We start from the raw sequence: 12332 nt of genomic DNA, 5'->3' as shown, positions 1-12332 counted from the left end.
TTTAGCTAAAAGTTACTGTTATTAGTCGTACCCTAAGTATTGCTGATTTTTTCAAAAATACTGTTTTTTCTTAGCTTTTCTTCATTCTGCTAACAACGTCTTTGCATCCATTATTGCTTGGCGTACTTGATTTGGCGCTGTTCCACCCAAGTGGTTTCGCGCACACACAGAGCCCTCTAGGGTCAACACCTGAAAGACATCATCGCCGATGTCTTGTGAAAAGCCCTGCAACTCGTCAAGCGACAACTCCGATAAATCACGGCCCGTTTCAGTACCTAAGCGCACTGCCAACCCTACAATTTCGTGTGCATCTCTAAATGCAATGCCTTTACCTACCAAGTAATCTGCCAAATCTGTTGCTGTGGAAAAGCCTTGTTTAGCGGCCTTCAGCATCGATGCTTTTACTGGCTTAATATTCGGCACCATATCGGCAAACGCACGCAAAGACCCTAAAACCGTATCGACGGTATCAAACAACGGCTCTTTATCTTCTTGGTTATCTTTGTTGTAGGCTAAGGGTTGGGACTTCATCAGCGTTAACAACGACACCAAGTGACCGTTTACGCGCCCTGTTTTACCGCGCACCAATTCAGGCACATCGGGGTTTTTCTTTTGCGGCATGATCGATGAACCGGTACAAAACGCGTCTGGCAAATCAACAAAATTAAATTGCGCGCTCGTCCATAAAACAATTTCTTCTGAAAAGCGAGATAAGTGCGTCATCAACAAGGCAGAGGCCGCACAAAATTCTATTGCAAAATCACGGTCACTAACACCATCTAAAGAATTGGCTGACGGGCGAGAAAAACCCAACAATTCTGCCGTCATAAAGCGGTCAATCGGGTAACTCGTTCCGGCTAACGCGGCTGATCCCAGCGGCATAACATTAACCCGTTTTGCACAATCTGCAAACCGTTCGGCATCACGCTTTAGCATTTCAAACCACGCCATTAAGTGATGCCCAAAGGTGACCGGTTGCGCCACTTGTAGGTGTGTAAAGCCAGGCATAATCGTATCAGTATGCTGTTCGGCCAAACTGACCAGACCTTGTTGTAAACGCTTCAACTCTGATTGAATCATCCCTAGCTGGTCACGCAAAAACAAACGAATATCTGTCGCCACCTGATCATTACGTGAACGCCCTGTATGCAGCTTTTTACCTGCCATGCCGATACGTTCGGTTAACGCCGCCTCAATGTTCATGTGCACATCTTCCAATGCAACAGACCATTCAAACTCACCCGCTTGAATACAGCTTAAGATATCCGCTAAGCCTTCCTCTATCTGCTGACATTCTTGCTCAGTTAGAATCCCCACCTTGGTCAACATTTTGGCGTGAGCGACTGAGCCTTGAATATCATACGGTGCTAGACGTTGATCAAAATCAACGGAGGCTGTAAATGCCTGAACAAAGGCGTCGGTGCTTTCAGTGAAGCGGCCGCCCCACAATTTATTTTGTTTATCTAGTGACATGTCTTTAGCTATAAAAGTGAATTTTCACCTAGTATATCACTTAAGAATCGCTTACTTTAGAACGAATAGAACATAGGCTAGCACTTCCAGCATGGACAAAAGTTCTCTCACACAACAAGCTTATTTTTTGCCGGACATGTGTCTTGCTAAGAATGTCCTGTATCTCACGCTTATTTCTCAATTACTGGCCATTATTCTTGCCTTAAATACCAGCTTTATAAGTGGTGACTTTTGGGTAGCGCTTAGTTTAAATGCCTTGTTTATTTTATGGGTTGCCTTTACATGCGCTGCTATTTTTTGCGCTTTGAAAGAAAAAATAAACCGTTGTTCTTCAACCCAGATATGTCTTCTGATGTTTTTAACCATCAACCTTACAACCTTGTTCATTACCTGGGTCATCTCTTTTTTATTACCCCAGCTAGACCTATTTGCAAGTTCCCCAAATAGCTACCTTAGTATCTATTTAAGAAATACGGGTATCAGTATTATCTTTAGCCTTATTTTATTACGCTTTCTATACATTCAATTTCAATGGCGCAGACAAATAAAGGCAGAAGCCGATGCACAACTTGATGCATTACAGGCCCGTATTCGACCACATTTTTTATTTAATAGCCTAAATACCATTGCCAGCCTAACGCGAATAGACCCACCCTTGGCTGAGTCGCTGACAGAAGACTTAGCTGAATTATTTCGAGCTAATATGCAAACATCTAAACGACTGATTCCTTTTAGCCAAGAACTTGCTTTCATTCAACAATATTTAAATATCGAGCAAACCCGTTTAGGTGATCGGTTAACCATACGGTTAGATATTTCAAACATCCCAAGCGATGCCCTCATCCCGCCGTTAAGCATTCAACCTATCATTGAAAATGCCGTTTACCATGGTATTGAAACGGTCGGTGACGGCGGCGAGCTGAATATTTCTGGCAGTATGGAAAAAAGTATTATTCGTTTACTCGTCAAAAACCCTATTGGCAATGAACACGCATCAAAGGAACGTGGCGGAAACAAGATGGCCTTGCATAATATCCGCCTTCGAATGGAGCAATGCTTCCCAGGGCAAAGCCAGTTACTGGTCAGCTCAAGCGATTTAGAATTCCAGACCCAACTTAAATTTCCATACCAAAAGTCCCTCTTATGAAAATCTTAATTGCAGATGATGAACCACTGGCAAGGCAACGTTTAAAAAGACTAGTCGATGCAATTAGCAGCCACCACACTGTCTATGCCGATGCCAGTAATGGGGTTGACGCATTAAAGCAATGCATTGATATTCAACCTGAGCTGGCTTTACTGGATATTCGCATGCCAAAAATGGATGGTTTGCAAACCGCTACTGAAATAGCAAACGCTCAATTAAAAACACGGGTAGTCTTTGTCACCGCCTACGACGAATACGCTATTGAGGCTTTTGATAAAAATGCCATTGATTATTTGCTTAAGCCGGTTAAACAAGCTCGATTAGATCAAGCCATTGATAAAGCAGCGCAATACATGGCGCAGCCCATCGATATCAAACAAGCCGCGCCATTATTATCACGACCACGCCAACACCTTTGCGCTCATACACATCATGGCCTTAAAGTCCTAAACGTCAACGATATCTTATTCTTCAAAGCTGACCATAAATACGTTCTCGCGGCGACTGCAACAGAGTCGATATTAATCGAAGACTCGCTGAAATTACTGGAGGAAGAATTCGGCACACAATTCTTTCGCATTCATCGTAATGCCCTGGTTAATACAACTGCTATACACGCTATTACAAAATCTGCCTCGGGCCAATTCGAGCTGCAGCTTAAAGGCTATAAAGAAACCTTGAGCATCAGTCGACGACACCAAGCCGAATTAAACCGTTTTCTGCGACAGAAAGACTGAGTCTCCTTAAACATGTCGCCCCCGGCTGATATAATCCGCCTATCTCACAATCCTTTGTTACCGTCATGTCTCTGATTAAAATCGCAACTCGCAAAAGCCCATTAGCCCTTTGGCAAGCTGAACACGTCGCTAAATTGCTAAAAGCATCACACCCTTCACTTGAAATTGAGTTGGTTAAAATGGTCACACAAGGTGACAAAATTCTTGACACCCCCTTAGCAAAAATTGGTGGTAAAGGCCTTTTTATTAAAGAGCTTGAGCAGGGAATGCTAAATGGTGATGCAGACCTCGCCGTTCACTCGATGAAAGATGTACCCGCTCAAGTACCAGAGGGCTTTGAAATTGGCGCTATTTTGTCACGTGAAGACCCTCGGGATGCCTTTGTTTCCAACGCCTACTCAAGCATTAACGATTTACCCCTAGGCGCTGTTGTTGGCACCTCAAGTCTTAGGCGTCAGAGCCAGCTACTTAAAATGCGCCCTGACTTACACATCAAATCACTTCGAGGAAACGTAAATAGTCGCCTGCAAAAGCTAGATAACGGCGATTATGATGCCATTATTCTTGCTGCAGCGGGTCTGATTCGCCTTGGTTTTGAGAACAGAATAAAAATGGCCCTTCCGGTTAACACATTGTTGGCGGCTATTGGCCAAGGCGCTATCGGCATAGAATGTAGGCAGGGCGACACGGCAACACTAGCGCTCATTGAATGCTTACATGACAAGCCTACAGCTATTCGTGTGCAGGCCGAACGCGCCATGAATTTCACACTGGAAGGTGGGTGCCAAGCCCCCATCGCGGGGCACGCAAGAATTAAAGGTGATATTTTACGCCTACATGGTTTGGTCGCAGAACCTGATGGCAGTGTAATGATCACTGAACAACTAGAAGGCCCCCTTGAGGATGCAGAAAAGATTGGCGTTACCGTTGCTAACCGTCTCTTAGCTGCCGGTGCTAAAGAGATTCTAGACAAACTGTACGATCATGCAGAGTAATGAAAAAACTGTCTTAGTCACGCGGCCAGCCCATCAATCAGATCACCTATGTGGCCTGTTAACGGCAGCAGGCTTTACACCAATTCGCTACCCAACCATAGCGATTCAAGCTGTTGAAAATACAGCGCATATTAGCAACACTTTATACCAGCATAGTAACTACGATTACCTGATTTTTATCAGTGCAAATGCAGTTATACAGGCCGATCGCCTAATAGATCATCAATGGCAAAAAACACCTTCTGGCATGATTGCCATTGGGCCTAAAACAGCCGACACGCTGGACCAACTCGGTTTAAAACCTGCCATTACTGCCGCTAAACCCTTTAATTCTGAGCGCCTACTTACACAGCTTCCAAGCGACCTTAAGCAAAAAAAAGGGCTCATCATTAAAGGCAAAGGAGGCCGTACTTTATTGGCTGAACAACTACAAAAACGCGGCATGACCGTTGATACTCTTGACGTATACCAACGCACATTACCTAATAATTACAAGACAAGCCGCATCAAGAAACCCGCCTACATCACCATCACTAGTCAACTGGCCTTAGACAACCTATTTCTAATCCCGCCAAGGCCTATTGGTGAGCTTAAACAACAGTGTACTTTCGTGGTCTTTAGCGAACGACTTGCCCGCTACGCCAGCAGTCTTGACTGCCAACATCTGCTCATTAGTCATGGGGCTAGCGATAAAGGCTTAGTCTCTGCCATCAGCCAAGACAAAAAACGCTAACACATTTTTCAAGCATCGTAGCTGTTTCGGCGCTATACTGAAAAGGACCATAACTGACTTTACAACCATTAGGCTCTATGTATTGAAATGACCTAATCTTTATCACTCACGGATATCTGTCATGAATGACTCATCAAAACAGGAAGCGCACACTGAAGACAAACCTAACCCTAAGGCAAGCAGTAAGCAGCCTGAAAAGGTAGTGACAAAGACATCATCTACTAATCAGCCCAAACAAAAATCAAGAAGCGCGATTGCTTGGCTGGCCATTTTTTTAGTTATTCTGGCCACCATGGCTGGGTACCTCGCCTTTAAGCAACTCACTCAACACATTAGTCAGCTGTCGAGCAGCATCGACGCACTTAAAAACGACACGTCCGGAGCTTCAAACGAACTCCAATCTAAAACCCGTCAAGTTAGCAATCAGTTATCAGACCTTAACTCACACGTTGAGCAGCTCGAGCAGTCGGCAGATGAAAGGATCACTTTATTACAACAACAAGTCGGCAAAAATAGGCGTCAATGGCTTATTGCTGAAGCTGAGTATTTAGTGAGTGTGGCCAATACCCGCTTACAATTAGCCGGAGACGTTGATACCGCCATTGTTGCTCTACAGACCGCTGATCAACGACTTAAAGAAAATGGCGACCCCCTAACATTTGCCATTCGTCAACAAATAGCAAAAGAAATAAACCTTCTCAACAGTACCGTCTTACCAGATACGGTAGGTCTTTCGTCGCAACTTTTGGCCCTAGAAGACGCCGTTTCTAGCATGGGTATTAAAGCGCCTCATGCCGGTACCGCTCAAGCACCTGAAATTGGTAAAGGTGATGCCTCCCCTATTCCAGAAAATATTCAAGACACCCTTAACGATGCTTGGGAGAGCTTCAGTAAATTAATCGTCGTTCGGCGCAGCGATAAACCTTTAGCCGCGTTGATGACACCAGAGCGCATTGAACTGATTAGAAAAAATTTAGCCTTAAAGCTTGAATCAGCCAGGCTAGCCTTAATTAACCAGCAACAAGCCCTTTACACTGCGAACATCGCCATTGCTAAAACTTGGCTAGGTGATTACTTTGATAATAACAACCCTGCTGTAAAAACGGCCCTTAAGCAACTTGATAAGCTTGAAAATACAGTCATCAAAGCTGAGCTTCCCTCTATTGCCTTATCGTTAAAGATGCTGCGCGATTTGCCCCTATTAAGCATGTCAGCCGAAGACAGTACCGCCCCTTCAATCACTATTGCTACCCCTGCTTCCATAGAAAAAAAGGATCTCAGCTCACAGCCACCAGCTGAAGAACCAGCCCCCCTCGCAATAGACAATAACATGCCAACTTCGGCAGCTCCGGAACCTACTAAAGCAGAGCAATAGAGGCAAGCACTATGAAACTAATACTTCTTCTCATACTCGCTCTAGTCATCGCTAGTGGACTTGCTTATCAGGTACATCTGGAACCTGGATACGCCCTTTTAACTTATGGGCACGTATCCATTGAGACGTCTCTGGCAGTCCTGTTGTTTGTTACATTGATTATTTTCATTGGTTTTTATTTCTCTTTAAGAGCCCTGCTCACTCTTAAACGTAGTCCCAAAAGCATCAGCAGATGGAACCAAAAACGTAAAACGACCCGCTCACAAAAAGAAATTAATAAAGGCCTGATTAATTCTGCCGAAGGCAATTGGCAGCGCTCTGAAAAACTCTTAGTCAAGCATGCTGAACAAAGTGACACCCCTTTATTGAACTACCTTAGCGCCGCCCATGCCGCCCAGTCTCAAGGCGCTTATAATCGCCGAGATGAATATTTATTTAAGGCAGGCAAGACGTTGCCCGACCAAATACATGCCATTCAACTAACACGTGCTAAGTTACAACTCGCCGCTGGTCAATTTGAACAGGCGCTTGCCACACTGCAACAGCTAAGAACAGCAACACCTAACCACCCTATTGTTTTAACGTTGTTAATGAAAACACACCTACAGTTAAACGAGTGGGAAGCTCTTTATCATTTACTACCATCCATAAAAAACAACCGAAAAATTGCTTCACAAGAGTGGCTGCCGGTTGAAGAAAAAGTGTTAACACAGTTATTTTCAAACAACCTTGAGTCTGGCCAATTAACGCTTAGTATGATTTGGAAGGCACTCGACAAAAAACAGAAGCTAAACCCTCGTTACCTGATCGCTTACACTTCTCAACTGATTCGCACAGGCGATAATGCCAGCGCTGAAGAGCTATTGATTAAGGGCCTAAATGCACAAGCAAACCCTGACTTACTGGCTCGGTATATGCAATTAACTATTCCAGCAGAAAAAAAACAGCAGCAGCTAGAAAAATGGTTACGAAAACATGGGGCCAGCAGCGAATTTTTTAATGCACTGGCGCAACTTTGCATAGAGCAAGAGCATTGGAGCAAAGCTAAATCATACCTAGACGACAGCATTTCACTGCAACCGTCTAGCTTAGCCTATCTGCTATTAGGCCAAGTGCAAGAACAGTTAGGTGACCCTAATAACGAGGCAAGCGCCCACTATAAAACGGGGCTTGAGCTGAGCATAAACGCAAACAAACTAAACCTGGCTCCATCAACAAGCCAATCCAGCTAATCTAGCCCTAAGGTTGACCATAGTTCGTCAATCTTAAGCTTAACCGGTACGCTCATTTCAATCGGCTTACCCCATTCTCGCGTGGTTTCCCCTGGCCATTTGTTTGTCGCATCCAAACCCATTTTTGAACCTAAGCCAGAAACTGGCGACGCAAAATCTAAATAATCAATCGGCGTGTTTTCAATCAACGTCGTATCTCTGGATGGATCAACACGTGTGGTCATGGCCCAAATAACTGATTCCCAATCACGAATATCCACATCATCATCCGTCACAATAACAAACTTGGTATACATAAATTGCCGTAAAAATGACCAAATACCAAACATGATTCGTTTTGCATGCCCTGGGTATTGCTTTTTAATGCTGACTATCGCCATTCGATAAGAACAGCCTTCTGGTGGTAAGTAAAAGTCTTGAATTTCAGGAAATTGTTTTTTTAAAATCGGCACAAATACTTCATTCAACGAAACACCCAAAATAGCAGGCTCATCAGGTGGCTTGCCCGTATAGGTTGAATGATAGATAGGGTTTTTACGATGCGTTATTTTTTCAATCGTAAAAACAGGAAAACGTTCAACTTCATTGTAGTAGCCTGTATGGTCACCAAACGGCCCTTCATCTGCCATTTCATCAGGGTATAAATAGCCTTCCAGAACAATCTCAGCACTAGAAGGAACTTGTAGATCATGCGTTAAGCAATCTGCAATTTCTGTTTTAGAACCACGTAATAACCCTGCAAATGCATATTCTGATAACGCATCCGGCACAGGCGTTACCGCCGCCAAAATGGTGGCAGGGTCAGCGCCCAACACAACGGCTATTGGAAAGGGCTCCCCTGGGTGTTCTGCTTGCCATGCTTTAAAATCTAGCGCTCCGCCTCTATGCGCTAACCACCGCATAATGACTTTATTGCGCCCAATCACCTGTTGACGATAAATACCTAGGTTTTGCCGTTTTGCTAATGGCCCCTTAGTGATGACTAATGGCCACGTAATCAGTGGCCCCGCATCATCAGGCCAACATGTTTGAATCGGAAAATCAGCCAAATTAACAGCCTCTCCTTCAATAACAACCTGCTGGCACACGGGTTTTTTAACCACCTTTGGCGCCATATTAAGTACTTGCTTATAAACCGGTAATTTTGCCCAAGCATCCTTTACACCTTCTGGTGGCTCAGGTTCTTTAAGTGCTGCCAGCACTTCACCGACATCCCTTAATGCACTAACAGTATCTTGCCCCATCCCTAAAGCAACCCGTTTCGGCGTTCCGAATAAATTAGCTAAAACCGGTATCGAATAACCTTTAGGGTTTTCAAATAGTATTGCTGGTCCTTCCTGTTTCAACACCCGGTCACATATCTCTGTCATCTCAAGATGAGGGTCAACCTCTTGATTGACTCGCTTTAACTCACCTAACTGTTCAAGTTTTGAGATAAAATCACGTAAATCCTTATAATCCATACTTACTTTAGACTGTTCATTATGATGAGATTATAAAGTAACACCAATATAAAAACTAAGATATGAAATACGATATAACACTGGATGCGAAAGGCTTAAACTGCCCGCTACCGTTATTAAGACTCAAGCAACAGCTTCAAAAATCTAGCCCGGGCGACATTATTAAAATGTTAGCAACCGACCCTGCCTCTCATCTTGATGTTGGCGTGTTTATTGATAAATCAAACCATCAAATGTTAAGGCATGAACGCGATGATGATATTCAATGCTTTTACATTAAAGTGGCCGATTAATAGAACTACTGCTTACATCACCAAAATGCAACAAAGGCGCTAATCAAAGCGCCTTTGTTGTTGGAAATGCTTAAATTCTAAACCCACCATGCCGTTTCAGCTGACGGGCATCTTGAAATTTTATACCCAGATACACACCAATAAGCATACTAAGAACCAATAACAACAGACTTAGTCCTGTAAAAGAAAAGCTGACGGGCTCATTATCTGTTGGCGGCGGCACCGTTTTTGTCACATTGGCTACCAACGGGTGTTGCTCATTCTCTTGCTGTAGCTGTTGAATGGTCTTTTCCGCCTTAGCCAACGCCTCTTGTAGTTCTTCAGTGATACGTTGATCGTTCTTTTGCTCATTCGGCACAACCTCTTCAGTCGGCTGATTTAATTTCGTTAATGTCGCTTCTGCACGATCTAGCTTTTCTTGAAGCTGCCTGTATTTACTTTGAAGTGAAAGCAGCCTAACCTTTGCCGGCTTTTCTTCTGATAAAAACCGTTTTTCAACCCACCCCGTTTCACCACCCACCAACTGCACTTTTACAAAGCCCTTAGCCTCACCTATTAATTCAACAGGTGTGCCACTTGGGAGTAACTGTGTAGGTTGTTCACTATTATTAGGTTCAGCATACATGCCAGCTAATAATTTATCAGTTATATGTGCTGCATTCGCCATGGCTGGCAAAAACAACAGCAAAAAGAAAACGTGCTTTAACATCTTATGCTGCAATGCCTGAATGCTTCAAGAGAGCATCTATTGTTGGCTTTCTTCCTCTAAACGCTGTAAATAATTCAAGCGCATCATCGCTCCCTCCCTTTTCTAAAATGTTGTGTAAAAAAGAACGCCCTGTTTGCTCATCAAAGATTCCTTTTTCTTCAAACAACGAAAAAGCATCGCTAGATAGAACCTCCGCCCACTTATAACTGTAATAGCCTGCCGCATAACCTCCTGCAAAAATATGTGAAAAGCTATTCGGAAAACGATTAAATTCTGGTGTTTTAACAACACTAACATCCGCTCTAACTTGTTCCAACACATCATAAATTTGCGAATCGTTTGTTGCGTCATATTCCAAATGAATTCGAAAATCAAATATTGAAAATTCAATCTGCCTCACCATCTGCATACCCGACTGAAAGTTCTTCGCTGCCAACATTTTTTCAAATATTTCCTGTGGCAGTACCTCACCCGTTTTATAGTGACCAGAAATTAACGGCATTACCTCTGCTTGCCAGCACCAGTTTTCCATAAACTGGCTAGGTAACTCAACGGCATCCCATTCCACACCATGTATGCCGGACACACTTAAGTAATCAACTTGTGTCAGCATATGGTGCAAGCCATGTCCAAACTCATGAAAGAGCGTTTCTACTTCGCCATGAGTTAGCAACGATGGGTCTTCACCGATAGGTGGGGTGAAATTACACGTTAGATACGCAACCGGCGTTTGCACCCCGTCTTTCTTTTTAAAACGGGTCACGCACTCATCCATCCAAGCCCCTCCTCGCTTATGCGGACGAGCAAAAAGATCAATAAAGAACCGACCTCGGTGAACACCTTTTTCATCCGTAATGGAAAAAAGCTGCACATCTTTATGCCAGGTATTAACGTCTTTTACTTCTGAAATATTAAGCCCATACAGTTTCTCAACCACCTTAAACATCCCTGTTAATACACGATTTGCAGGAAAATATGGCTTCACTTCTTCTTGAGAAAACTGATACCTCTCTTGACGTAGCTTTTCTGAATAATAAGCGACATCCCACGATTCAACAGCACCTTTATGTCCTTGCTTAGCAGCGAAGTCACATAAGGTCGCATAATCTTTTTTAGCCATTGGCAAAGAGCTATCGGCCAATTGATTTAAAAATGTCAGTACATCCTCAGGCTTATCGGCCATTTTGGTGGCCAACGATAAATGAGCATAACTTTTGTAACCTAACAATTGTGCCTTTTCATGTCGCAAGCCCACGATGTCTTTCATCAACTGTGAATTATCCCAGCTTTCTTTGCCAGTTCCTCGATCAGATGCCCTTGTTACAAAAGCATGATGTATGGCATAGCGTAACTCACGGTTATCTGCATACGTCATAATTGCCATATAGCACGGGAACTCTAACGTCAGCATCCAACCGTCTTGGTCCTTTTGCTGCGCTGTTTGACGGAGTAGATCCATCGCCGATGCGGGCAAGCCTTGCAAATCAGCCTCATCTGTCACCAATTGACTCCAATCATTGGTGGCATCCATTAAATTTTCTTCAAATTGGTTCGTTAATGTCGACAATTGCTGCGATATATCCATATAACGTTGTTTTTTATCACTCGGCAAAGCCACCCCCGACAACTCAAAGTCGCGCAACGCATTATCAATAATCTTTTTTTGTGCCGTGCTCAATACCTTATACTCAGCCCCTTTTTTAATCGAAAGATAAGCAAGGTAGAGCTCTTTATTTTGGCCAATTTCTGTTGAGTATTCGCTGAGCTTAGGTAAACAATTAGAATACGCTTCACGCCACTCGTCATTGTTCATCACCGAGTTTAAGTGACTGACTGGCGACCACACTCGGTTTAAATAATCATCCATCAATTCAATCGGGTGCACCAGGTTTTCCCAGCTGTATTCTTTGCCCCCCTCAAGCAAAGAAGCTATTTCTCTTTTGTTTTTTGCTAGCACCTCATTAATAGCTGGCTCAATATCGGCTGCTGTTATTTCACTAAAGTGCGGAAGCTCAAATTCTTCTAATAAAGGGTTTGTCATATTTTTATACAGTTGAAAAATAAAGTATTTTCGCATGCTTCAGTGCAGCTTCCAAGCCTCAACACTTTGCATAACGAATACTTAAACTAAGAAGCCTAGCTGACTGCCAAAGAAAACCGACACTGGTCTTTAGA

11 protein-coding genes are annotated in these 12332 nt (G+C 43.5%); 7 read left to right on the top strand and 4 right to left on the bottom strand.

Features of this window, described 5'->3' with window-relative positions; translation table 11 throughout:
- Positions 1-81 precede the first annotated feature (81 nt).
- Positions 82-1473: an argininosuccinate lyase gene (gene argH, locus CYCME_RS01715; protein WP_015006882.1), complete on the bottom strand. Its 1392-nt coding sequence runs from the start codon at positions 1471-1473 to the stop codon at positions 82-84.
- A 91-nt stretch (positions 1474-1564) separates the two neighbouring features.
- On the opposite strand from argH, the gene CYCME_RS01710 reads away from it, so the two are divergent.
- From CYCME_RS01710 to CYCME_RS01685, 6 genes are all read left to right on the top strand, one after another.
- Positions 1565-2620 carry a sensor histidine kinase gene (locus CYCME_RS01710; protein WP_020931940.1) on the top strand — a complete coding sequence of 352 codons (1056 nt, stop codon included), beginning with the start codon at positions 1565-1567 and terminating at the stop codon, positions 2618-2620.
- Complete coding sequence (locus tag CYCME_RS01705; protein WP_020931939.1) at positions 2617-3357, top strand: LytR/AlgR family response regulator transcription factor; 741 nt, start codon at positions 2617-2619, stop codon at positions 3355-3357. The genes CYCME_RS01710 and CYCME_RS01705 overlap by 4 nt, the downstream gene beginning before the upstream one ends.
- A gap of 65 nt (positions 3358-3422) precedes the next feature.
- Entirely contained in the window at positions 3423-4352 is a 930-nt protein-coding gene (gene hemC, locus CYCME_RS01700; protein ID WP_020931938.1) for a hydroxymethylbilane synthase, read from the top strand.
- On the top strand, positions 4342-5085 hold the full coding sequence (locus CYCME_RS01695; RefSeq protein ID WP_020931937.1) for a uroporphyrinogen-III synthase: 744 nt from the start codon (positions 4342-4344) through the stop codon (positions 5083-5085). Before hemC ends, CYCME_RS01695 begins: the two co-directional genes overlap by 11 nt.
- A gap of 121 nt (positions 5086-5206) precedes the next feature.
- Complete coding sequence (locus tag CYCME_RS01690; protein ID WP_020931936.1) at positions 5207-6460, top strand: uroporphyrinogen-III C-methyltransferase; 1254 nt, start codon at positions 5207-5209, stop codon at positions 6458-6460.
- Positions 6461-6471: 11 nt separating this feature from the next.
- Complete coding sequence (locus CYCME_RS01685; protein WP_020931935.1) at positions 6472-7692, top strand: heme biosynthesis HemY N-terminal domain-containing protein; 1221 nt, start codon at positions 6472-6474, stop codon at positions 7690-7692.
- Here the strand turns inward: CYCME_RS01685 and ubiD are convergent.
- A complete protein-coding gene (gene ubiD, locus CYCME_RS01680; protein WP_015006889.1) occupies positions 7689-9155 on the bottom strand; it encodes a 4-hydroxy-3-polyprenylbenzoate decarboxylase in 1467 nt (488 codons plus the stop codon). The genes CYCME_RS01685 and ubiD overlap by 4 nt on opposite strands.
- A 62-nt stretch (positions 9156-9217) precedes the next feature.
- Between ubiD and CYCME_RS01675 the strand changes: the two genes are divergently transcribed.
- A complete protein-coding gene (locus CYCME_RS01675; RefSeq protein WP_015006890.1) occupies positions 9218-9448 on the top strand; it encodes a sulfurtransferase TusA family protein in 231 nt (76 codons plus the stop codon).
- Positions 9449-9518: 70 nt separating this feature from the next.
- Here CYCME_RS01675 and CYCME_RS01670 read toward each other — a convergent pair whose 3' ends face one another.
- Complete coding sequence (locus tag CYCME_RS01670; protein WP_015006891.1) at positions 9519-10157, bottom strand: TIGR04211 family SH3 domain-containing protein; 639 nt, start codon at positions 10155-10157, stop codon at positions 9519-9521.
- A 1-nt stretch (position 10158) separates the two neighbouring features.
- A complete protein-coding gene (gene prlC, locus CYCME_RS01665) occupies positions 10159-12234 on the bottom strand; it encodes an oligopeptidase A (RefSeq protein ID WP_015006892.1) in 2076 nt (691 codons plus the stop codon).
- Between the last annotated feature and the right edge of the window lie 98 nt (positions 12235-12332).

The organism is Cycloclasticus zancles 78-ME, assembly GCF_000442595.1.
GTDB classification, from domain to species: Bacteria; Pseudomonadota; Gammaproteobacteria; order Methylococcales; family Cycloclasticaceae; genus Cycloclasticus; species Cycloclasticus pugetii.
The sequence above is the reverse complement of the archived record's forward strand: the minus strand, read 5'-3'. Positions and strand labels throughout refer to the sequence as shown.

What these genes read in the sequence shown, in the direction of transcription:
- argH (WP_015006882.1), bottom strand. Translation starts at nt 1,473, where the DNA reads ATGTCACTAGATAAACAAAATAAATTGTGGGGCGGCCGCTTCACTGAA.
- CYCME_RS01710 (WP_020931940.1), top strand. Translation starts at nt 1,565, where the DNA reads ATGGACAAAAGTTCTCTCACACAACAAGCTTATTTTTTGCCGGACATG.
- CYCME_RS01705 (WP_020931939.1), top strand. Translation starts at nt 2,617, where the DNA reads ATGAAAATCTTAATTGCAGATGATGAACCACTGGCAAGGCAACGTTTA.
- hemC (WP_020931938.1), top strand. Translation starts at nt 3,423, where the DNA reads ATGTCTCTGATTAAAATCGCAACTCGCAAAAGCCCATTAGCCCTTTGG.
- CYCME_RS01695 (WP_020931937.1), top strand. Translation starts at nt 4,342, where the DNA reads ATGCAGAGTAATGAAAAAACTGTCTTAGTCACGCGGCCAGCCCATCAA.
- CYCME_RS01690 (WP_020931936.1), top strand. Translation starts at nt 5,207, where the DNA reads ATGAATGACTCATCAAAACAGGAAGCGCACACTGAAGACAAACCTAAC.
- CYCME_RS01685 (WP_020931935.1), top strand. Translation starts at nt 6,472, where the DNA reads ATGAAACTAATACTTCTTCTCATACTCGCTCTAGTCATCGCTAGTGGA.
- ubiD (WP_015006889.1), bottom strand. Translation starts at nt 9,155, where the DNA reads ATGGATTATAAGGATTTACGTGATTTTATCTCAAAACTTGAACAGTTA.
- CYCME_RS01675 (WP_015006890.1), top strand. Translation starts at nt 9,218, where the DNA reads ATGAAATACGATATAACACTGGATGCGAAAGGCTTAAACTGCCCGCTA.
- CYCME_RS01670 (WP_015006891.1), bottom strand. Translation starts at nt 10,157, where the DNA reads ATGTTAAAGCACGTTTTCTTTTTGCTGTTGTTTTTGCCAGCCATGGCG.
- prlC (WP_015006892.1), bottom strand. Translation starts at nt 12,234, where the DNA reads ATGCGAAAATACTTTATTTTTCAACTGTATAAAAATATGACAAACCCT.